Origin of the sequence: Aeromonas lusitana (genome assembly GCF_002812985.1) — a bacterium.
In the GTDB taxonomy this organism is placed as follows: Bacteria; Pseudomonadota; Gammaproteobacteria; order Enterobacterales; family Aeromonadaceae; genus Aeromonas; species Aeromonas lusitana.
This window is the reverse complement of the sequence record NZ_PGCP01000009.1, coordinates 45,553-66,999: the sequence shown is the minus strand read 5'-3', so window position 1 is coordinate 66,999 and position 21,447 is coordinate 45,553. Positions and strand designations below refer to the sequence as shown.

Below are 21,447 nucleotides of genomic sequence, written 5' to 3'. Positions count from 1 at the left end.
GTTCACTGCTGCCCGGTGGCCATCAGGCATGGGCCACCGGCGTCGGATGCTCGCCCATCTTGCGCAGCAGCATCAGCAGATAGACAAGGGAGACGCCGGCTATCATGACAAACAGCAGCTTATCCGAGTAGTGCTGCATCAGCAGCGCGGTAAAGGTCGGACCGAGCAGGCTGCCTATGGTATAGCTCAGCAGCAGCGCCTGGTTCATCGCCACCAGCTGATGGTGCTCGACCTTCTCGCAGGCCCAGGCCATGGCTACCGGATAGAGCGTAAAGCCCGCAGCCCCCAGGATGAACAGCGCCGGCCCCATGGCCGCGTTGCCGAGCATCGCCATGGCTCCCAGGATCACCACAAAGACCTGCACCCGCAGCACCTGCAAACGCCCGAATCTGTCCGCCAGGCGACCGATGGGCCACTGCCCCAGGATGCCGGCGCTCACCATCACCGCCATCCAGAAACCGATGCTGGCATCACTCACCCCCTGATGGTTCAGATAGAGCGGCATCAGGCCATACAGAGACCCCAATACGATGCCGGAGATGATGCAGCCGTTGACGCCGAGGCGGGCCTGACGCAGGCGCAGCATGGGCCACACCAGGGTGGTGGCCTGCGACTCGCCGCGCTCGTGCACGATACGGGCGAACAGCAGTGGCAAGATGGCCGCCAACACCAGAGCCGTCACCCAGGGCAGCACCTCCATCAGGCCGGTCGGCACCTTGCTGACCAGCAGTTGCCCCAGCACTGTACCCACGTAATAGACCATCATGTAGGCGGCCAGCAGGCGGCCCCGATTGTGGGAGGTGCCGCTGCACATCAGCGCGCTCTCCACCACCACCCAGATCATGGCGCAGCCGATGCCGGCGATGAATCGCCAGGCGAGCCAGCTCCAGAACCCCAGGGTGATGCCTAAGCCCACACAGCCGGCGGCAAAGATCAGAGAGGCCAGGTAGTAGCTGCGGTTGAACCCGGCACGTTTGACCAAGGCTCCCGCGAGCAGGGTCCCCAGCAGGTTGCCACTGAAATAGGAGGAGCTGACCATGCCCACCTGCCAGGTCGGCAATTTTTCATGGGCGAGCCAGAGCGGTACGAGTGTGTTCAACACCGCGATGGCCAGGGTCAGCAGCAACAGGCCACAGAGCAAAAGCAGCACTGGCCGGGTGTAGGTAGTCATGGGTAAAAACCGTGAGGAGAGGCAAAATGCGAGCGCATCATGCCACCGCCAACACCATTGTCAATCAGCCTGACATGGCCCAAGCGGCTTTTTCTCATCCAGGGGTTTTAGCCGTTTCTTTTCACTGCGAAATGCCCACTCGACGTCAAGTTTATCTTCTTGATTGACGGGGTATTTAACTGCCCCGACAGAGCTTTTCCTGTTAAAAGTGCCAGCCGAGACATCGGAGTCAATACGTACTGCTGTTACTCCGCGAGCAGGCAGGGCAAACACAAAGCACCCTGTGACGGCGACCGGTACGACTGACAGCTGCGGCTCCGCTGCACCTCTCCTCCGTTCAAGGAGGCGCGCCATAGTGTCGGCCAAGTTGCACCGCTGTCTTGCCTGGCCCCTGTTCTGACCCTGAACGCCATAAAAAGAAGAGGCGCCCCTGGGGTCGCCTCTTCATTAGCACCTACACAATAGCGGCTATTTCTGGCGCTTCTTGGCGTACTTGCGACGGGCGCGAGCCTGACGCTCTTCTTCCCGTTCGGCCTTTTCCTTGGCCTTCTGCTCGGCCTCGGCCTCGGCTTCCACGATTTCGACGCTCACCATCTCCGGGGTCTCCAGAGAGATGCGGCCCAAGAAGCCAGCGCGGAACTCGTTGATCAGGATCTCGGATGCCTTGTGCAGATCCGCCAGGCCCCCCTTGCGCACGAAGCCGCGCTGGCGGGCGATGAGCTCCAGCAGCTCTATCTCGGTCTCTGGCAAGTCCGCAATCTGATAGCGTGCCTTGATCCGCTCAGGGTACGCCTTGATGAAGTAATCGGCGGCGAACATAGCGATGTCGGCATAGTCGAATACAGTGTCCTTGATGGCCGCGGTAATAGCCAGCCGATAACCACAGGAGGGCGGGTTGAGCTTGGGCCAGAGGAAGCCCGGGGTATCGGTCAGGATGACGTTGTTGTCGAGCTTGATCCGCTGTTGGGACTTGGTCACCCCCGCCTCGTTGCCGGTGCGGGCTATGATGCGCCCCGCCAGGGTGTTGATCAGGGTGGACTTGCCCACGTTGGGGATGCCCATGATCATGGCGCGCACTCCGCGCAGGTCGAAGTTTCGCTCAGGCAGCATCTCGTGGCACAGGGTCAGCAGCGCCTTGATCTTCTCCGGCTCCTGCTGGGTCAGGGGCAACGCCTTGATCCCTTTCTCTTTTTCCATGTGCGCCACCCACAGCTCGGTGATCTCGGGATCGGCGAGGTCCGCCTTGTTCAGCACCTTGATCACCGGGGTCTCACCACGCAGCTCGGGCACCAGGGGGTTTTCACTGGAGAAAGGGATGCGGGCATCGATCATCTCTATGATGACATCGACCTGGGGCATGACCTCGGCAATCTCTTTGCGGGCCTTGTGCATGTGGCCGGGGAACCAGTTGATGGACATATCCGTGACTCTCTGTAAGGGCTGCGGGCGCTGGCTTGCGGGAACGAGCGGCGAGCGATGGCGGACGTCTGGCGTCGCAAGGGGGCGCATTTTACCCGTTGGCGCCCCAATTTGACAGGCCATTCTAGCCCGAGCAGCGCAAACCACCAAGCCGCGGACCCGAGCCGGATCGCCATGCCAAGCGCCATCAAGTGATATAGTCATCATCAATAAGTGATTGATACAACATAACATTTAGATGACACCTTCATCGGATTGTCATCCAATTCCACTAAAAGTGTCATCTGGCCCCTCTAGGCTGCGCTCAGGTTTTACAAGGAGCGAACCCCAATGAGAAAGATGGCAGGACTTGCATTGATGATCGGCGCCGCCCTGGCCGCCGGCTGCAACTCCACGAACGACAGCAACCCCCCCGAACCCAGCGCCAGGAACGTGATCTTCTTCTTAGGGGATGGCATGGGCCTCAACACCCTGACCGCGGCCCGCATCTACGGCGTCGGTGAAGAGGGCAGCCTCACCATAGACACACTGCCGGAGACGGCCTTTATCAAGACCTTCTCCCACGACTCCCAGGTCACCGACTCGGCCCCCTCCATGGCGGCTTACATGACGGGGGTCAAGAGCAACAACGGCGTCATCAGCATGGACAGTGACGCCACTCAGGAAGCCGACTGCAGCAAGAGCGCCGGCAAGCCGGTCACCACCCTGCTGGAGTTGGCCAAGGCCGATGGCCGCGGCACAGGTATCGTCACCAGCACCCGGGTGACCCACGCCACCCCGGCCGCCACCTATGCCCACATCTGCAACCGGGATCTGGAGGCAGACATCGCCGCCCAGCTGGTTCCGGGCGGCGCCGGTTACAACGGGGCCCTGAAAGAGGGGCTGGACGTGGTGCTCGGCGGCGGCAGCAGCTTCTTCCTGCCCACCGCCGCTAAGGGCAAGCGTACCGATGGCCGCGACCTCATCGCGGAGATGCAGGCCAAGGGATATCAGTTTGCCAGCAATCTGGAGCAGCTGAACCAGGCCGATGCCAGCAAGCCGCTGCTGGGACTGTTTGGTTCGAGCCATATGAAATATGACCTGGACAGGCCCGCCAGCGAGCCATCCCTGAGCCAGATGACGCTAGCTGCCATCAAGCAGCTCAAGGGCAAGGAGAAGGGCTATTTCCTGATGGTGGAAGGGGGCCGCATCGATCACGCCCTGCACGACACCAATGCCAAACGCGCCCTGCAGGACACCCTGGCCTTCGACGACGCCATCAAGGCCGCCATCGATGAGGTCAAGAAAACCGACCCCGAGCTCAAGAACACCCTGATCCTAGTCACCGCCGATCACGACCATACCCTGGTGCTGAACGGCTACGCCAAACGCACCGGCAAGACCACCCCCAGCAACCCGGGCGTGCTCGGATTGGTGAAGAACTACACAGATGGCGAACCCAGCAAGGACAGCGATGGCATGCCCTACACCATCATAGGTTTTGGCAACGGCTACAACCGGGTGGAGGGTCCGCGCAGCAGCGTGGCTGCCCTCGACGACGCCACCGTCTCGGCCAACGACTATCACCAGGAAGTGGTGGTCAGCACGGGCGACATAGGTAACGAAACCCACGGCGGTACCGACGTCTTCCTCGGCGCCATCGGCCAGGGAGCGGACAGCTTCCACGGCTCTCTCGACAACACAGCCGTGTTTGGCAAGGTCAAGGCCGCAGCCAAGCTGTAAGGAACATTCAGATGAAAACAAGCATGAACAAAACTCTCGTATGCACCGCCCTGCTCGGCATTCTGGGCAGTCTGCCCCAGGCCCAGGCCGGCGATGCCAAGAACGTGATCCTGTTTATCGGTGACGGCATGGGCCCCACAGTGCTCACCGCGACTCGCCTGTTCAAGGTGGGGGAAGAGGGGGATCTGGAGATGATGAAGCTGCCCCAGAGCGCCCGCATCAAGACCTTCTCCAACGATGCCCAGACTACGGATTCGGCCCCCTCCATGGCGGCCTACACCACGGGGGTCAAGATGAACAACGAGGTGATCGCCATGAGCAGCGACACCAAAGCCGTGGCACCCGGCAAGGATGCCAACGGCAACAAGGGGGTCAACAACTGCGCCAGCGACAACGGCACCCCTGTGCCCACCATACTCGAGCTGGCCAAGGCGGCGGGGAAAGCCGTTGGCGCCGTCACCACCACAGAGCTGACCCACGCCACCCCGGCGGCTACCTATTCCCACATCTGCCACCGGGATGCGGCCTATGCCATCGCCGAGCAGGCGGTGCCGGGCGGCGCCGGTTTCAACGCGGCGCTCGGTGATGGCGTAGACGTGCTGATGGGGGGCGGCGCCAACCACTGGACACCCTACAGCACCAGCAACAAGGGGGGCCGCGCCGATGGCCGGGATCTCACCCAGGAGCTTCGTACCCAAGGCTATCAGTACGTCACCACCCAGGCCGATCTCGCCAAGGTCGGCAGCGGCAAGGTGCTGGGTCTGTTCAGTGCCAAGTCCCACCTCGACTACGAGCTGGACCGGGTCGCCAAGGGCGCCGCCAATACCCAGCCGTCTCTGTCCGAGATGACCGCCAAGGCGATCGATCTCTTGAGCCAGAACAGTCAGGGCTACTTCCTGATGGTGGAAGGGGGCCGCATCGACCACGCCCTGCACGCCACCAACGCCAAACGCTCCCTCACCGATGCGGTGGCCCTGGACGAGGCGGTCAAGACGGCGCTCGGCAAAGTGGATTTGAGCAACACCCTGATCGTGGTGACGGCGGATCACGACCACACCATGACCATCAACGGCTACTCAGCCAAGGGCAACAAGGTGCTGGATCTGGTCAAAAATGAGGATGGCTCGACCCAGAACGATGCGGACGGCAAGCCGTTCACCACGCTCGTGTTCGGCAACGGCCCCAATCGCCCGGATGTTCGCCCCACTCTCACCAGCGATCAGGTGATGGCGGATGACTACCTGCAAGAGACCGGCGTCAAGCTGAGCTCAGAGACCCACGGCGGCGGCGACGTCATGCTGTTCGCCGGCGGCGCCGGCAGCAACCGCTTCAAGGGCACGCTGGACAACACCAAGGTGTTCGGCAAGTTGCGGGAGGCGCTCGGCCTGTAAGCGGTAGGGGCCAGCGGATCAGCGCTGGTCCCTGCTCTTTCGAGCGATAACCATGATTCGACTCTTGTTTCCTCTCTGGCTGCTCGCCAGCCCCTTGATGGTCCAGGCCCATTTCGACGACGTCCCGGATCTCGCCACCCGCATCAGCTACCAGAACCGGGTGACGGGTGCCGATGGCATCGCCCGGGAGAGCCACTGGCAGGAGAAGTGGATGCGGGTCGGCGATCAGGTGTGGAGCCAGCGGCTCATCCCCCTGCCTCTCGCCCGCGCCTATCACGCCACCCATGACGCCAACCCGGGCCACAAACACTTCACCCACCAGATGGCGGCGCGCTGGGTCACGCACGGAGAAGATGGCGGGTTGCAACTGCGCTACGCCGATGCCTGGCACAACCAGCTGGTGGAGGTCCCTACGGAGGAGTACGGCCAGGTCGGCTTCACCCCGGACTGGGACAAGATCCGCTACCTGGTGGATCCGGCCCTGTTGCAGGGCATGACGGCATTGGATGAAGCGGCCCCCGCCCAGGCGCGCTGGTATGAAAAACGCGAGGGCAAGCAGCGCACCCGTATCCTCTGGTCAAGCCAGTGGCAGATCCCCCTGGTGGTGGAGTCCGCGAGCCTGGACGGCTATCGCAGCTACCGGATGGAGGTGACCCCCAAATCACTGCCCAAGCAGTTGCCTTGGCAGCAACTCGATGGCTACCAGAGCCTGGACTTGCGGGATTTCTTTGACTGACCTCCCTTATCTATATGGGGCTGGCGGATCCGGGCCGGCGGGATGGTACACTGCCAGGCTCCATCCCCTGACCGGCTCCCTATGCGCCTTCTCGCCTTCCTCTTTCTCATCGTGCCGCTCTGGCTGGCGGCCCATGGGGCCCACGCCGTCACCCTGATCGCGGCCGAGGTGCCACCCTATGTCATTCGCAGCCAGCAAGGGGCACCGAGCGGCATGGCCATCGAGGTGCTGGAAGAGGCGGCGCGTCGCCTGCACGAGCCGCTGACCATAGAGCTGATGCCGCTGGCCCGCGCCCTCAGCCAGACCCGTCATCGCCCCGACGTGCTGCTGTTACCCCCGGTCAAGAGTCCCCAGCGGACAGCCCAGTTTCTCTGGGTCACCCCCCTGCTGGAGGAGGCCTTCGTGCTGGTCAGCCACCGCGACCACCACCCAGTGCCGCTCACCCGCTATGAGCTGCCGACCCTGGCGCTCGGGGTGATGCGCGGCTCCTATGGCCAGAGCCTGAGTCAGCCGCTGCCCAAGGCGCGGGAGGAGGCGGTGACGGAGGAGATAAGCAACGCCAACAAGCTGGCGCTCGGGCGCATCCAGGGCTGGGCCGTGGCCTGGAATACCGCCCGCTACACCCAGCAGCAGGCCGGTCTGCCCCTCACAGATCTGGTGCGGGGCGAGACCCTGCAACAGACCGCCATCCAGCTCGCCGCCCACCCCGATTTCCCTCCCAAAGAGGCCTCGCGCTGGCGTCAGGCCATCGAGGGGATGCAGCGAGATGGCACCCTGGCTCGCATCCTCAAGCAGTACGACTATCAGGCGCCCTGAGAACCTGTTCACAATCTGTCGCGAGAGGTCGTCAACAAGGTGAAGAGCCGCGCAGGAACCGGAGTTTATAGATATAAATGAGGATTCCGAGCAGCACATGAGCCTTGATCACGGTCTCGCAGCAAGATCGTGGGCAGGTTCCGAGCCCGGCTGGGGCAATTGCCAAAGCCGTCTGGAATGGTTATGGTATCCACATGAAAGCGCTCATGATTTTTTCCAGTCTGCTCACACCCCGCTGAGCCCCCGCCCTCGCCCCGCTGCGCGAGTCGCTCGGGGGCATCGCGCTTGCGATCTATTTTTGACAATCCGTACCACCTTTTCCGACCAGCTTGCCCGTCATCCTGGTCCTGTCAGCCATTGATAAGGAATACCCTATGAAACAGCCACATCTCGTGATTTCCAGCCTGGATCTGGACCGTATCGAACAACTGCTTGGCAACCACCCCCAGCACCTGGCCCTGCAAGAGGAGCTGGACCGCGCCGAGATCCGCGAACCCGCCGACATGCCGCCGGACGTGGTGACCATGAACAGCACAGTTCGCTTTAAAATGCAAAATAGCGACAGCGAATTCTGCCTCACACTGGTTTATCCAAAGGATGTGCTGGGTGACGAGTCCAGGATCTCGGTACTCGCCCCGGTCGGCAGCGCCCTGCTCGGCCTGAAAGTCGGTGACAGCATCGCCTGGCCAGGCCCCGCCGGTCGCACCATCCAGGTCGAAATCCTGGAAGTGGTCTATCAGCCGGAGCGCGCGGGCGAGCTGCACCGCTAACCGGCATGGCAGGCGCCGCCCAGTGGCGGGCGGCGCTTGTCCGGCCTGATCCGGATCAAGCTTTGGTCCTTCCCTGCCACTTATCTTGCCTGCATCTTATCCAACCCCTTGAGCCCGCGTTCTGCGGCGGGTATCTTGTTGGCCGCGCCAGCACCCTGGCCGCAGATTTCAGGCTGACATCATGATAAAAATTGCCCTCATCGACGATCACCAGATCGTCCGCTCCGGCTTTGCCCAACTGCTTAATCTGGAACCCGATCTGCGGGTCGTCGCCGAGTTCGGCTCAGCCGCCGAGGCCCTCGCCGGCCTGCCCGGCAGCGGCGTGCAGCTGTGCGTATGCGACATCTCCATGCCGGATCAGTCCGGGCTGGACTTGCTCAGGCAACTGCCCGCCGGCCTCGCCGTGGTCATGCTGTCGGTACACGACAGCCCGGCCCTGGTGGAGCAAGCGCTGCAAGCGGGGGCCAAGGGCTTTCTCTCCAAGCGCTGCAGCCCGGAGGAGCTGATCGCCGCGGTGCGCACCGCCGCCCACGGCGGCTGCTATCTCACCCCGGACATAGCCCACAAGCTCGCCAGCAGCAGCCGGGATCCCCTCACCAACCGGGAGCGGGAGGTGGCGCAGTTGCTGGCCCGCGGCATGGACGTCAAGGCCATCGCCGAGCAGCTCGGCCTCTCCCCCAAGACGGTGCACGTGCATCGCGCGAACCTGATGGACAAGCTGCACGTCAGCAACAACGTGGAGCTGGCCCACCGCATGCTGGACAGCTGGTGATCGCCAGAGTCACTCATTACGTCGCCATCGCCCTGGCGGCCTGCTTCACCTTCGCCGCCGGCTGGTTTTGTCTGTGGAGCATAGGCCTGCACCTGGCGGGCAGCCCGATCCTAGCGGTCTTGCTGTTCCCGTTCGGGTTGCGGCTCGGGTTGCTGCTGCAAAGTCCCCTCTCCTACTGGCCGCCGCTGCTGCTGTGCGAGGCCCTGCTGCTCTATTGGCTCAATCAGGAAGTGGGCATGCCCCAGTGGCCGTTGATCCTGGTGGGCAGCCTGCTCACCCTGGTGCCCCTGCTCATCGCCCGGCGCCAGCGCATTCGCAACGACTGGCAGCAACTGCTGGTACTGCTCGCCACAGTCACGGTGGCGGCCGGGCTGCAATCCCTGCTCTGGCATCTGGCCGGGGAGGATGGCCTCACCGCCCTGCTGCTGACCCTCACCGGCGGCCTGACCCTCACCTCCACCTGCATGCTGATCTGGCACTACCTGACCCGAGCGACCTGGGTGCCCCTCGGCCCGGCCCTCATCGATCAACCGGTGGATTGGCGTTTTCGCCACCTGTTCTGGTATCTGCTGCTGTTCGTGCTGAGCCTCTGGCTGCAGCTCGGCCTGCCAGACTCTCTGGTGCGTTTCACCCCCTTCTGCCTCGCCATTCCCATCATCGCCATGGCCTGGCGTTATGGCTGGCAGGGGGCCCTGCTCGCTACTTTGATGAACACGGTCGCCCTGATGGCGGGCCAGGCCTGGCATGAACACCCGCTGGACCTGCTGCTCTCCCTCTTGGCCCAGAGCCTGACCGGCCTGTTGCTCGGCGCCGGCATCCAGCGCCAGCGGGAGCTCAACCAGGCACTGACCCGCCAGCTCGCCCACAATCGCCAGCTCACCGAGCGGCTGCTGGAGACCGAGGAGAGCATTCGCAAGGAGGTGGCCCGGGAGCTGCACGACGACATAGGCCAGACCATCACGGCCATTCGCACCCAGGCGGGCATAGCGCGGCGGCTGGCGCCGGACAACGCCGGGGTCGGTCAGAGCAGCGCCCTCATCGACACCCTGTCGCTGGGCATCTACGACGCGGTGCGCGGCCTGCTCGGGCGCCTGCGCCCCCGTCAGCTCGACGACATGAGCCTGGAGCAGGCGGTACGCGGCCTGCTGCGGGAGCTCGAACTCGAGCGCCACGGCATCATCACCCGCCTCGAGTGGGAGCTGCTGGATAGCGATCTCTCCGATGCCCAGAGGGTCACCCTGTTTCGGGTCTGTCAGGAGGGGCTCAACAACGTGGTGAAACACGCCAACGCCAGCTCGGTGCGCATTCTGGCCCGCCAGCAGGGCGAGCGACTGCAACTGCAGCTGGAAGACGACGGCTGCGGCCTGCCCGAGCAGGCCCCCCAGGGCTATGGCCTGCTCGGCATTCGCGAGCGGGTGCAGGCGCTCGGCGGCACCTTGCAGCTCTCCTGCCTGCACGGCACCCAGCTGACCCTGACCCTGCCTTGCCGCAAACGGGAGAGCCCAAATGGCTGAGTCCTTGTTCCAGAAGGGGTTTTCATGCTGAGCTTTATCAAGAGCCGCCCACCGGCGCCGCCCCTGAAGGATCAGGCCGAGATCGACGCGACCTATCGCCACTGGCGCATCCATCTGCTGCTGACCATGTATCTGGGCTACGCGGTCTTCTACTTCACCCGCAAGAGCTTCAACTTCGCCATGCCGGACATGCTGGCCGAGGGCATGCTCGATAAATCCGACATCGGCATGCTATGGACCCTGTTCTACCTCACCTACGGCTGCTCCAAGTTCGTCTCCGGCATCATCAGCGACCGGGCCAACCCCCGTTACTTCATGGGGCTCGGGCTGATGGCGACCGGGGTCATCAATATACTGTTCGGGCTCTCGTCGTCCCTCTGGCTGTTCGTCGCCCTCATGGTGGCCAACGCCTTCTTCCAGGGCTGGGGCTGGCCTCCTTGTTCGAAGCTGCTCACCAGCTGGTATTCGCGCACCGAGCGCGGCTTCTGGTGGTCCGCCTGGAACACGGCCCACAACGTGGGCGGGGCCCTCATTCCCCTCATCGTCAGCACCCTCGCCCTGCAACATGGCTGGCGCTACGGCATGATAGTGCCCGGCATCATCGCCATCCTGGCCGGGCTCTTCCTGTGCTGGCGGCTGCGGGATACCCCCACGACTCTGGGGCTGCCCACGGTCGGCCAGTGGCGCAATGACGCCCTGGAAATCGCCCAGCAGACCCAGGACACCCATCTCTCGGCGCGCCAGATCTTGCGCAAATACGTGCTCGCCAACCCCTATATCTGGCTGCTCGCCTGCTGTTATGTGCTGGTCTACGTGGTGCGTACCGCCGTCAACGACTGGGGCAACCTCTACATGACGGAGCAGCGCGGCTTCAATCTGATGAGTGCGAACTCGGCGATTTCCATGTTCGAGGTGGGAGGCTTTATCGGCGCACTGGTGGCGGGCTGGGGATCGGACAAGCTGTTCAACGGCAACCGGGGACCCATGAACCTCATCTTCGCGGTGGGGATCCTGCTCTCGGTGGGATCGCTCTGGCTGATGCCCTTCTTCAGCTACGTGATGCAGGCGACTTGCTTCTTCACCATCGGCTTCTTCGTGTTCGGCCCCCAGATGCTGATCGGCATGGCGGCGGCGGAGTGCTCCCACAAGGACTGCGCCGGGGCCGCCACCGGCTTCGTCGGCCTGTTTGCCTACATGGGAGCAGCACTGGCGGGCTATCCGTTGGCCCGGGTACTGGAGATCTGGCACTGGAACGGCTTCTTCGTGGTGATCTCGGTGGCGGCCGGCGTTTCAGCCCTGTTGCTGCTGCCTTTCCTCAAGGCTCAGGCACCACGCACGCTCGCCACCGAATCGATATAAATCACAACCCAGGTCAGGCGCTCTGGCAGACCCGGTTCTTACCGCTGCCCTTGGCCTGGTAGAGGGCCCGATCCGCCTGACTGAACAGGGTATCGAAGTGCCAACCGTGCTGGCAGGGCACCAGCCCCATGCTGACGGTGATCTGGATACCGTTCAGCGGCAGCGCCGCTATCCCCTCGCGGATCTGCTCGCAGCGTGCCTGCTGGGCGGTCGGTTCACGCTCCGATAGCAGCAGCACGAACTCCTCGCCGCCGAAGCGGCCGGCCACCAGATCCCGCTGGGCGGCGAGATAGACCCCCACCGCCGCCAGCACCCTGTCCCCCGCCTCATGACCGTGGCGATCGTTGATCTGTTTGAAATCATCGAGATCCAGCACCACCAGGGCGCCGCGCCTGGATGCCTTGCTAGCGCGCGCCATAAAGCCGCGCCGGTTAAGCAAGCCGGTCAGGGGATCCTGGCTCGCCTGCAGGCGCAGGGCCAACGCCCGGTACTGGGTGCACAGCAGCAGCACTCCGAAGGTGGAGAGGTAGTTGCCCATCAACATGGAGAGGAAGGGCAGGACGTTGACCACATGCTGATCCATCAGCACCCGCACCTCGCCACCCAATAGCGCCCCCATCCGGATCAGGTTGAAGCCGTAGAGCAGTATGTTCACCACGGTAAACACCAGCACGGCGGGCAGATAGGCGGGATAACCGTGGCGCCACACCTGCCACACGATCACGGCCCCCAGCACCATGTAACTGAGGCAAGCCAGCAGCACCCTGGGCGCCATCTCGTCGTTGAACAATACGCTCCAGCTCAGGATCAGCACATAGGCCAGCATGAACAGGGTGAAGGCCCGCCAGCTCGGCGCCTGGCCGAAGAAGCGCTGCAGCGCCAGCGGCATCAGGGCGATGCAGAAGGTGATGAGCAGGTTGGCGGTCCAGATCCCCGCCATGTTGGGAGCGAAGGCCTGCAGGAAGAACAGGGTCTGGGCCGCCAGGGCGCACAGACTGGACCACCACCAGAGGCCGAGACCCGGGATCTCCCTGTGGGTTGCCCAGATGATGGATAGGGTGATGAACCCCAGGCTATAGCCCCCGAGGGCCATCAGCATCAGGGTGAAAACATCCAGTTTGAGCAGTATTGAAGCGTCCATACCCGGGCCTTCCTGTGAGGATGGCTGAGTATATGGGAAGGGCGGGGCAAGACACAGAGGGAGCCCTCCTCCTCACTCAAATAATTCTCAGGCGCAGCTCAGCCCCTGACACCATGAGGGTCATCCGGCGATACCGCCCCGGAAAGACGAGCCCATTTGATCCCCGCTTACGCCATGAAAGCATCGCAAAGTGACCCTGAAGGCGTTTTGCACTTGAACCCGTGCCATTAGATAGATATGTTGTTTTCGTGTGGTTTTATGAGTCAAGCCACGAGGAAAAACCGTCACTAACTTATTGAGTCTTCTAGCACAATCAAGTTTCAGTACATTTTTCACTCAGCAGACCATTCATAGAATCTCATATGGGGCTTTTGCCCGACCCAAGACAATAATCCTGTCTTGCCTGTTGCCGGATGCAGCAGTCTCTTGTGCCATGGAGTCGCACGGGAGCAGGTTCAAGGCCGAACACACTTTCGACAGAGACGTCACCTATATGATCAAAAAACTCATTCTCTCTACCCTGCTGCTGTGTGGGCTGGCCAACGCCGCCGCCCCCAGCTCCACCCTTGACGCCGTGCTGGAGCGCGGTGTGCTGCGCGTCGGCTTCGATGCCGGCTATCAACCCTTCGAGATGACCAACAAGCAGGGCCAGTACATCGGCTTTGACGTGGATCTGGCCAAGATGGTCGCCAAGGAGATGGGGGTCAAGGTGGAGTTCGTCAACACCGCCTGGGACGGCATCATCCCGGCCCTGCTGACCGACAAGTTCGACGTCATCATGGGCGGCATGACGGTCACTCCCCAGCGCAACCTGCGCGTCAACTTCGCCGATCCCTATATCGTCGTCGGCCAGACCATAGTGCTGCGCAAAGACAAGGCAGGGGAAATCAAGTCCTTCCAGGATTTGAACGATCCCAAGTACAAGATCGCGGTCAAGCTCGGTACCACAGGGGAACAAGCTGTCAAACGCATGATCCCCAAGGCAACCCTGCTACAGTTCGAGACCCAGGACGACGCCAAGCTGGAAGTGATCAACGGCAAGGTTGACGCCTTCATCTACGATCTGCCCTACAACGCCATCTTCGCCTCCCAGAACCAGGGCGCCGTAGTGCACCTGGACAAGCCGTTCACCTTCGAACCGCTGGCCTGGGCCATCCGCAAGGGCGATCAAGACACTCTCAACTGGCTGAACAACTACCTGCGCCAGATCAAGGGCGACGGCAGCTACGACCGTCTCTACAAGAAGTGGTTTGAATCCACTACCTGGTTGAATCAACTCAAATAACCTCTCAAGGGGCGGCCTGCCGCCCCTTTCACGCAGATAATCCCCACACAATAACGACAAGAGAGGTTGTGACAGTGATCAACCCCAAACCCGCAAGACAGATGGAAAAACAACCCAATCAGCTGCTCTGGCACGGCGTTTTCCTGCTGATGCTGCTGGTCGCCGTCTTTGGCATCTACAAGGCCGTGCAGGCCGTGGATTACACCTGGCGCTGGGAGCGCATCCCTCAATACATCGCCTATCAGGCCGAGCAGAAACATTTTGCCGAGTTTGATGGCACCGTGGTCGCCGGCACGTCTGAAAAAGAGAAGGGACAGCTGTTCCTGCAAGACGATCTCGACCCCACTCGCCGCCAGGCCATCGCCCTACAGGGCGTGCAGGTGGCCGAAGGGGATACCGTCTTCCTCGGTGATACCTTGGATACTCAACTGAGCTGGACCGCAGGTCCCATCGCCTGGGGGGTCTGGGTCACGGTCAAGCTCTCCCTGGTGGCCGGCGTCTTCGCCATCCTGCTCGGCACCCTGGCCGGGCTCGCCCGTCTCTCCCCCAATCCCGCCCTGCGCAACCTGGCGGTGACCTATGTGGAGCTGATTCGTGGCACCCCGCTGCTGGTGCAGATCTTCATCGTCTACTTCTTTATCGGCACTGTATTGAATCTGGATCGCTTCACCGCCGGGGTGGCGGCGCTGGCGGTGTTCACCGGCGCCTACGTGGCGGAAATCGTGCGCGCTGGCATCAGCTCCATCCACAAGGGGCAGATGGAGGCGGGTCGCAGCCTTGGCATGACCTCGGCCCAGACCATGCGCTACGTGATCCTGCCCCAGGCGTTCAAGCGGGTGCTGCCGCCGCTGGCGGGCCAGTTTATCAACCTGATCAAGGACTCCTCCCTGGTCTCCGTCATCTCCATCACGGATCTCACCAAGGCGGGACGGGAGGTGGTCAGCTCCACCTTCAGTCCGTTCGAGGTGTGGTTCACCGTGGCCCTGCTCTACCTGGTGCTCACCGGCACCCTCTCCTTCCTGGTACGCCGTCTCGAGGTGAAATATGCGAAAAGCAACTAACCCCATCATCAGAGCCCGACCAGAGTCGAGACATCTTGCCCGCGCCTTCCAGGTCCATTCACTGGAGGTGACACATGCGAAGCGCAACTGATCCCATCATCAAGGCGACGGGCGTCGAGAAGTTTTACGGCAGCGAAGTGCACGCCCTCAAGAATGTCAGCACCCAGGTGGCCGAGGGTGAGGTGGTGGTCATAGTGGGGCCGAGCGGCTCTGGCAAGTCCACCTTCCTGCGTACCCTCAACCAGCTCGAGACCATCAACGATGGCCACATCGTCGTGGATGGCATCAGCCTGACCGAGCCTGGCGACGTCAACAAGCTGCGCGAAGAGGTGGGCATGGTGTTCCAGTCCTTCAACCTCTTCCCCCACCTCAACGTGCTGGACAACATCAGCCTGGCCCCCCAGAAGGTGCGCAGGCTCTCCCGCAAAGAGGCCGAAGACAGGGCCAAGGCGCTGCTGCTCAAGGTGGGACTGTCCAACAAGGCCGAAAGCTATCCATCCCAGCTCTCCGGCGGCCAGCAACAGCGGGTGGCTATCGCCAGAGCACTCGCCATGCAGCCGCGCATCATGCTGTTCGATGAGCCCACCAGTGCGCTGGATCCCGAGATGGTGGGGGAGGTGCTGGACGTGATGAAGGGGCTGGCCCGGGAAGGCATGACCATGGTGGTAGTGACCCACGAGATGGGCTTCGCCCGCGAAGTGGCGGACCGGGTGCTGTTTATGGAGAGCGGCGAGTTGCTGGTGGACGAGAAGCCCAGCGACTTCTTCGACACCCCCCCTTCCCCACGGCTGCGCCAGTTCCTGAGTCAGGTGTTGTGATCCTGTAAATCAGCTGACAAAAGAGGGAGCCCAGGCTCCCTCCTCTCATTCAGACGGCCCCAGGCCACCATCAGAAACGATAGTTGCTCACCAGTCCCACATAATGGGCCTCGGGCAGCACCACGGGTGCCAGCCACCAGCGATCCGTGCTGTAGGCCCCCACGGCAGCCCCCAGCGCATTGGCGCCCGCATCCAGGGCCGAGAAGTCATCCCCCGATGCTTGCTCGACCAGCTCTGCGGCGATACCGATACCGGTCGAGACGCCAAACCCGATCCAGCCCCTGTGTTCCCGATAGCCATAGTGATCCGCAATGGCCGTAAAGCCCGCCCCCATGGCCGCACCGCCGGCAAAATGACTCAACTCGCTGTTGAAACTGTCATTGGCCCCTGCACTCGCGGTCAACAGGCTGAGCATGACGCAAACATGGTTTGCTCTCATTCTCTCCTCCTCAGCTGACATCATGCCGCTTGGGACGCCCTGACACAGGCGCCCTCTCTTCCAGTGTAAGTGAGGATCCCCCAAAGGGCGGCAAGGCCGGCCGTGGCGCGAAATGTTAATGAATTTTTAAATTCATTCGGTATGCTGGGAGCCAACTGGTCCAACCGGATACATCACATGGATGTACAACTACTGCTGCTCTACCTCTCCCCCCTCTTTCTGGCCTTCGTTTGCTGGGAGATGCTCTACCTGCGCAGGCACGGCGCCGCCTTCCCCACCGCGACTTATCAGTGGCGGGATCTGGTGGCCAACGCCTCCCTGGCGCTGATGCATCAGGGGGGAGATGCGCTGGCGGCCATCGCCATCGCCTACCTCTACGACGGCCTCTGGGGCTGGCGGCTGCTGGATATCGAGCTCAATGTCTGGAGCCTGCTGCTGCTGTTCCTACTGCAGGATCTCTGCTACTGGCTGTTCCACTTCGCGAGCCACCATGTGCGCTGGCTCTGGGCCTCCCACGTGGTGCATCACAGCTCGGAGCGGCTCAACCTCTCCACCGCCTTTCGTCAGAGCCTGATGTACCCCGTCTCCGGCATGTGGCTGTTCTGGATCCCCATGATCCTCATCGGCTTCCCGCCAGAGGCCGTGGTCGCCACCGTGCTGCTCAGCCTGGGCTTTCAGTTCTTCGTCCATACCCAGGTAGTGGGCAAGCTGGGCTGGCTTGAGACTATCTTCAACACTCCCTCCCACCACAGGGTGCACCACGCCAGCAACGCCAAATATATCGATCGCAACTTCGCCGGTGTACTCATCATCTGGGACAGGCTGTTTGGCACCTTCGTGGAGGAAGATGCCACCGAGCCCTGCCGCTTTGGCATCACCAAGCCCATCCACAGCTTCAACCCCTTCACCCTCACCTTCCACGAGTGGCGCGACATGCTAAGAGAGGCTCGCGGCCTGCCCTGGCGCGAGAAGCTCAAGGTGCTGTTTGGCAAGCCAGCGGGCCCTGCCGCCTCCTGAACCGGGCCAGGACCAGAAATAGATGAGGCCACCCCAGGGTGGCCTCATGACTATCTGACAGATAGATGGCTTAGCGCTTCGCCAGCACTCGCTTGGTCTGCTTGACCCAGTCGGAGACACTGCCCTGCTGGGGGAAGCCTTGCCAGATCTGCTCCCACTGGGCCGGGCTCAGGGGCCGACCCAGCCTGCGCTGAACGCCGGCATAGAGGTAGTCGTGGGCCGTGGTGCGCGCCTGGGCGGAGGTGAGGAACTTGCCGACGGGATCGGTCAGACGCACGTCCCGCATGCCGAGCAGGGGGTAGTCACTGTGTACCGCCGCCAGCATGGTCTCGCGCATGGCAGATTCGATGTAGCCGCGGGCAAACAAGGCGGTTACCGACTCCAGGGAGCCTTGATCCGGACCATGGTACTCCTCATCGAATACCGGGTTTGGCTCCGCCACGGCACTTTGCACCACGGCATCGGGATCGGGCTGCGGCGCTACCACGGCGGCCTCTGGGACAACGGGCTTGGGCACGGCTGCCGGTTTGCGCGGGGCGCTCTGACTGCAGGCGCCAAGGGCGAGGGCCAGCGCCACACAGCCGAGCGCACGGGAATAAGATGGCATCTTAATGACTCCTGAACGACCTTCTCGGTCACTATGGTTTCCATTCATGGGTTCCACTCTGGTGGCGGGCAGTGGCTGCCACACCCACCACTTCCTATCTGTAACTGGGCATCATATCGAAAACTGGCCCACCTGGGGCCAGTTTATCATCAGGCGGCGGGGTGCGACTCCTGCGGCAGCTTGTCGGCGGCGACGGGCTCGACCCGGGTCACCAACAGCTGATCGATCTTGTAGCTGTCGATATCCACCACCTCGAACTTGTAACCGGCGTACTTGACCGAGTCGGTGCGCTTGGGGATCTTGCGCAGCATGTACATGATGAAACCGGCAATGGTCTCGTAGTTCTGGTTCTCCGGGAACTCCTCGATGTCGAAGGCCCGCATCACGTCCGAGATGGGGGTCACCCCGTCCACCAGCCAGGAGTTCTCGTCCCGCTGCACTATCTGCTCTTCCACCACGTGGGTCGCCCACTCCCCCATGACGGTGCTCATCAGGTCGTTCATGGTGACGATCCCCACCACCAGGGCGTACTCGTTCATCACCACGGCGAAGTCGCCGCGATGATTCTTGAAGTACTCCATCGCCTCGTAGAGGTTCAGGGTATCTGGGATGATGATGACGTTCTGCACCAGGGAGCCGCTGTTGAGATCGATGCTCTGGCCGCTGATGACGCGGATCAGCAGCTCTTTCGCATCGACGAAGCCCTTGATGCTGTCGAGGTTGTGATCACACACCAGGAACTTGTTGTGGGGATGTTCGGCGATCTTGGCCTTGATGCTCTCCTCCCCCTCTTGCAGGGTAAAGTAGATGAGACTCTCGCGGGCCGTCATGGCGGAGGTGACGCCGAGGGATTGCAGCTCGAACACATTCTCGATGAGCTGATGCTCCTCGCGCTGGATGACGCCCGCCTCGGCGCCCGCGTCCATCACCGCATAGATGTCGTCAGAGGTGATTTCGTCATTGCGCACCATGGAGACCCGCAGCAGGCGGAACAGGCCATTGGCCATGCCGTTGAACAGCCAGACCAGCGGCATCAGCAGGGTGACGCACAGCATCATGGGACGCACCACTATCACGGCGACCCGCTCCGGCATGGTCATGGCCAGACGCTTGGGCATCAGATCCGCTATCAGGATGAACATGCCGGTGACGAACACGAAGGAGGCGGCAGAGCTTATCTGGCCAAGCCAGGGGCCCTGATAAAACTCGGAGATGAAGGTCTTGATGGCCGGGTTCAGGGCGGATTCGCCCAGGATGCCGCCCAGGATGGCGACGGTATTGAGGCCTATCTGCACTACGGTGAAGAAGTTGCCCGGCTGGGCCTGCAGCGCCAGCACTTTTTCGGCATGGCGATTACCCTCGTCGGCCATCACCTGCAACTTGATCTTGCGGGAGGCGGCGAGGGAGATCTCGGAGAGCGAGAAGAACACACTGCTGGCAACCAGCAGCATCAGTAAAAACAGACTATCGGCAAAACTCATGATTGACCTATTGCGACAGCCGCCTTAGCACAAGACGGCAAACTGGGCCCGGGATACCAGACCGTGAGTCCATCCGGGACTCACACAGGGGCCATATTCTAGCAGAAAAGCGCCCCTTGGGGGGCGATATCTTATCTTGCCGTTCGATGCAACAAAAAAGGCGCTCCAGGCGCCTTTTTATTCATTTACAACGGACTAAAGACAGATAGACCGCATAATTCGCCGTCTTGCTGATCACAGAGTGAACTTGCATCGTCAGCAGGAGCCGGCTCAGTGCTTGCCAAGCAGGTCGCTCAGCTCGTCCGCCTTGGTGTGGCGTACGTCCTTGCCCTTGACGTAGTAGACGATGTATTCACAGATGTGCTGGCAACGATCGCCGACCCGCTCGATGGCCCGCGCCGCCCACAGCACGTTCAGTACCTGGGGTATGGTGCGGGGGTCTTCCATCATGTAGGTCATCAGCTCGCGGATGATGGACTCGTACTCCCGATCCACCTTGTCGTCTTCCTTGTAGACGGTGATGGCCGCCTCCAGATCCATGCGGGCGAAGGCGTCGAGCACGTCGTGCAGCATCTTGATGGTGCGGCGCCCCATGTTCTCAAGCGATACCAGCGGCGGCTGCGGCTTGTTGGCGTTGTCGGTCAGCATGCGGGCAATCTTGTCCGCCACGTCGCCGATACGCTCCAGATCCGTGATGGTCTTGATGATGGCCATTACCAGACGCAGGTCGGAGGCGGTGGGCTGACGCTTGGCGATGATGCGGGTGCACTCCTCGTCGATCGCCACTTCCATCGCATTGACCTTGTGGTCGTTGGCCACGATTTTGCGCGCCGCATCCAGATCCTGGATGTGGATGGCGGCGATGGCGTCGGTCAGCTGCTGCTCGACCAGGCCTCCCATCACCAGCACCTGGTTGCGCACGTTCTCCAGCTCGGCATTGAACTGACCGGAGATGTGTTTATTGAGGTTCATATTATCCATACGAGTAATCCTTGATGCTCCGATTATGCCCTAGCCGTTGAACCGACTGCCAATCTGTTACTGATATTCGTGCTCTTCATGCCACTTACCCTTATCGCCTGCGACGACCTTAGCCATAGCGACCCGTGATGTAGTCTTCCGTCTTCTTCTTGGCCGGAGTGGTGAAGATGGTATTGGTGTTCGAGTACTCGATGAGCTCGCCCATGTACATGAAGGCGGTCTGATCTGACACCCGCGCCGCCTGCTGCATGTTGTGGGTAACGATAACCACGGTGAACTGGCTCTTGAGCTCGTTGATCAGCTCCTCGATGGTCAGGGTGGAGATGGGGTCCAGCGCCGAGGTCGGTTCATCCAGCAGCAGCACTTCCGGCTCGATGGCGATGGCTCGGGCGATCACCAGACGCTGCTGCTGACCACCGGACAGACCGAACGCGTTGTCGTGCAGCCGATCCTTCACCTCTTCCCACAGGGCCGCGCCACGCAGTGAACGCTCGGCGGCCTCGTCCAGGGTACGGCGGTCGTTGATGCCCTGCAGGCGCAATCCATAGACCACGTTCTCGTAGATGGATTTCGGGAAGGGGTTCGGGCGCTGGAACACCATGCCCACCTGACGGCGCAGGGCGGAGACATCCACCCCCTTGTCATAGATGTTGTGGCCGTGCAGCTGGATCTCTCCCTCGATGCGGCAGATCTCCACCAGATCGTTCATCCGGTTGATGCAGCGCAGCAGGGTCGACTTGCCACAACCGGACGGGCCGATAAAGGCGGTCACCTGGCCTTTGGGGATCTTCATGTTGACGTTGAACAGCGCCTGTTTGTTGCCGTAATACAGGTTGAGATCCTTGACCTCGAGCGCGGTCTGCTCCGGGCTCAGGTTGAGCAGGTCGATGGCGGTATGCTGGGTCGAATTCGGTGTTACGTTGATCATCTGTTACCTCAATCTATTC

Annotated in this window: 20 protein-coding genes; 12 read left to right on the top strand and 8 right to left on the bottom strand. The window is 61.9% G+C overall.

Features of this window, described 5'->3' with window-relative positions:
* Window positions 1-22: 22 nt before the first annotated feature.
* Complete coding sequence (locus CUC44_RS07160; RefSeq protein WP_100859289.1) at window positions 23-1,171, bottom strand: MFS transporter; 1,149 nt, start codon at window positions 1,169-1,171, stop codon at window positions 23-25.
* Window positions 1,172-1,639: 468 nt separating this feature from the next.
* Entirely contained in the window at window positions 1,640-2,590 is a 951-nt protein-coding gene (gene ylqF, locus CUC44_RS07155) for a ribosome biogenesis GTPase YlqF (RefSeq protein WP_100859288.1), read from the bottom strand.
* A gap of 330 nt (window positions 2,591-2,920) precedes the next feature.
* Between ylqF and CUC44_RS07150 the strand changes: the two genes are divergently transcribed.
* From CUC44_RS07150 to uhpC, 8 genes are all read left to right on the top strand, one after another.
* Window positions 2,921-4,312 carry an alkaline phosphatase gene (locus CUC44_RS07150; protein WP_100859287.1) on the top strand — a complete coding sequence of 464 codons (1,392 nt, stop codon included), beginning with the start codon at window positions 2,921-2,923 and terminating at the stop codon, window positions 4,310-4,312.
* A 23-nt stretch (window positions 4,313-4,335) separates the two neighbouring features.
* Window positions 4,336-5,703 carry an alkaline phosphatase gene (locus CUC44_RS07145; protein WP_425266298.1) on the top strand — a complete coding sequence of 456 codons (1,368 nt, stop codon included), beginning with the start codon at window positions 4,336-4,338 and terminating at the stop codon, window positions 5,701-5,703.
* 52 nt (window positions 5,704-5,755) lie between these two features.
* A complete protein-coding gene (locus CUC44_RS07140; protein WP_100859285.1) occupies window positions 5,756-6,439 on the top strand; it encodes a hypothetical protein in 684 nt (227 codons plus the stop codon).
* Between the two features lie 81 nt (window positions 6,440-6,520).
* Window positions 6,521-7,255: a substrate-binding periplasmic protein gene (locus CUC44_RS07135; RefSeq protein WP_100859284.1), complete on the top strand. Its 735-nt coding sequence runs from the start codon at window positions 6,521-6,523 to the stop codon at window positions 7,253-7,255.
* Window positions 7,256-7,629: 374 nt separating this feature from the next.
* Window positions 7,630-8,025: a nucleoside diphosphate kinase regulator gene (gene rnk / locus CUC44_RS07125; RefSeq protein ID WP_100859283.1), complete on the top strand. Its 396-nt coding sequence runs from the start codon at window positions 7,630-7,632 to the stop codon at window positions 8,023-8,025.
* 181 nt (window positions 8,026-8,206) lie between these two features.
* The gene (uhpA, locus tag CUC44_RS07120; protein WP_100859282.1) at window positions 8,207-8,797 is read left to right on the top strand and encodes a response regulator transcription factor UhpA; all 591 of its coding nucleotides are present in this window, start codon (window positions 8,207-8,209) and stop codon (window positions 8,795-8,797) included.
* Window positions 8,794-10,311 (top strand): signal transduction histidine-protein kinase/phosphatase UhpB, encoded by a 1,518-nt coding sequence (gene uhpB, locus CUC44_RS07115; RefSeq protein ID WP_100859281.1) that lies wholly within the window; start codon window positions 8,794-8,796, stop codon window positions 10,309-10,311. The genes uhpA and uhpB overlap by 4 nt, the downstream gene beginning before the upstream one ends.
* Before the next feature lie 24 nt (window positions 10,312-10,335).
* Entirely contained in the window at window positions 10,336-11,670 is a 1,335-nt protein-coding gene (uhpC, locus tag CUC44_RS07110; RefSeq protein WP_100859280.1) for an MFS transporter, read from the top strand.
* Between the two features lie 13 nt (window positions 11,671-11,683).
* Here uhpC and CUC44_RS07105 read toward each other — a convergent pair whose 3' ends face one another.
* On the bottom strand, window positions 11,684-12,811 hold the full coding sequence (locus tag CUC44_RS07105; RefSeq protein ID WP_100859279.1) for a GGDEF domain-containing protein: 1,128 nt from the start codon (window positions 12,809-12,811) through the stop codon (window positions 11,684-11,686).
* Between the two features lie 493 nt (window positions 12,812-13,304).
* On the opposite strand from CUC44_RS07105, the gene CUC44_RS07100 reads away from it, so the two are divergent.
* The 3 genes from CUC44_RS07100 to CUC44_RS07090 all read left to right on the top strand — a co-directional run bounded on the left by CUC44_RS07100 (window position 13,305) and on the right by CUC44_RS07090 (window position 15,975).
* A complete protein-coding gene (locus tag CUC44_RS07100; protein ID WP_100859300.1) occupies window positions 13,305-14,096 on the top strand; it encodes a transporter substrate-binding domain-containing protein in 792 nt (263 codons plus the stop codon).
* Between the two features lie 101 nt (window positions 14,097-14,197).
* Window positions 14,198-15,157, top strand: coding sequence for an amino acid ABC transporter permease (locus CUC44_RS07095; RefSeq protein ID WP_100859278.1), 960 nt, complete (start codon window positions 14,198-14,200; stop codon window positions 15,155-15,157).
* 74 nt (window positions 15,158-15,231) lie between these two features.
* Window positions 15,232-15,975 carry an amino acid ABC transporter ATP-binding protein gene (locus tag CUC44_RS07090; protein WP_100859277.1) on the top strand — a complete coding sequence of 248 codons (744 nt, stop codon included), beginning with the start codon at window positions 15,232-15,234 and terminating at the stop codon, window positions 15,973-15,975.
* 70 nt (window positions 15,976-16,045) lie between these two features.
* On the opposite strand, the gene CUC44_RS07085 is transcribed toward CUC44_RS07090, so the two are convergent.
* Window positions 16,046-16,414 carry a hypothetical protein gene (locus tag CUC44_RS07085; RefSeq protein WP_100859276.1) on the bottom strand — a complete coding sequence of 123 codons (369 nt, stop codon included), beginning with the start codon at window positions 16,412-16,414 and terminating at the stop codon, window positions 16,046-16,048.
* Window positions 16,415-16,591: 177 nt separating this feature from the next.
* On the opposite strand from CUC44_RS07085, the gene CUC44_RS07080 reads away from it, so the two are divergent.
* Window positions 16,592-17,431: a sterol desaturase family protein gene (locus tag CUC44_RS07080; protein WP_167388819.1), complete on the top strand. Its 840-nt coding sequence runs from the start codon at window positions 16,592-16,594 to the stop codon at window positions 17,429-17,431.
* Between the two features lie 70 nt (window positions 17,432-17,501).
* On the opposite strand, the gene CUC44_RS07075 is transcribed toward CUC44_RS07080, so the two are convergent.
* From CUC44_RS07075 to pstB, 4 genes are all read right to left on the bottom strand, one after another.
* Complete coding sequence (locus CUC44_RS07075; RefSeq protein WP_167388822.1) at window positions 17,502-18,044, bottom strand: hypothetical protein; 543 nt, start codon at window positions 18,042-18,044, stop codon at window positions 17,502-17,504.
* Between the two features lie 143 nt (window positions 18,045-18,187).
* Window positions 18,188-19,519, bottom strand: coding sequence for a polyamine export protein PaeA (paeA, locus tag CUC44_RS07070; RefSeq protein ID WP_100859273.1), 1,332 nt, complete (start codon window positions 19,517-19,519; stop codon window positions 18,188-18,190).
* A 270-nt stretch (window positions 19,520-19,789) separates the two neighbouring features.
* Entirely contained in the window at window positions 19,790-20,500 is a 711-nt protein-coding gene (phoU, locus tag CUC44_RS07065) for a phosphate signaling complex protein PhoU (RefSeq protein ID WP_100859272.1), read from the bottom strand.
* A gap of 109 nt (window positions 20,501-20,609) precedes the next feature.
* Window positions 20,610-21,428 carry a phosphate ABC transporter ATP-binding protein PstB gene (gene pstB, locus CUC44_RS07060; RefSeq protein WP_100859271.1) on the bottom strand — a complete coding sequence of 273 codons (819 nt, stop codon included), beginning with the start codon at window positions 21,426-21,428 and terminating at the stop codon, window positions 20,610-20,612.
* Window positions 21,429-21,447: the final 19 nt, after the last annotated feature.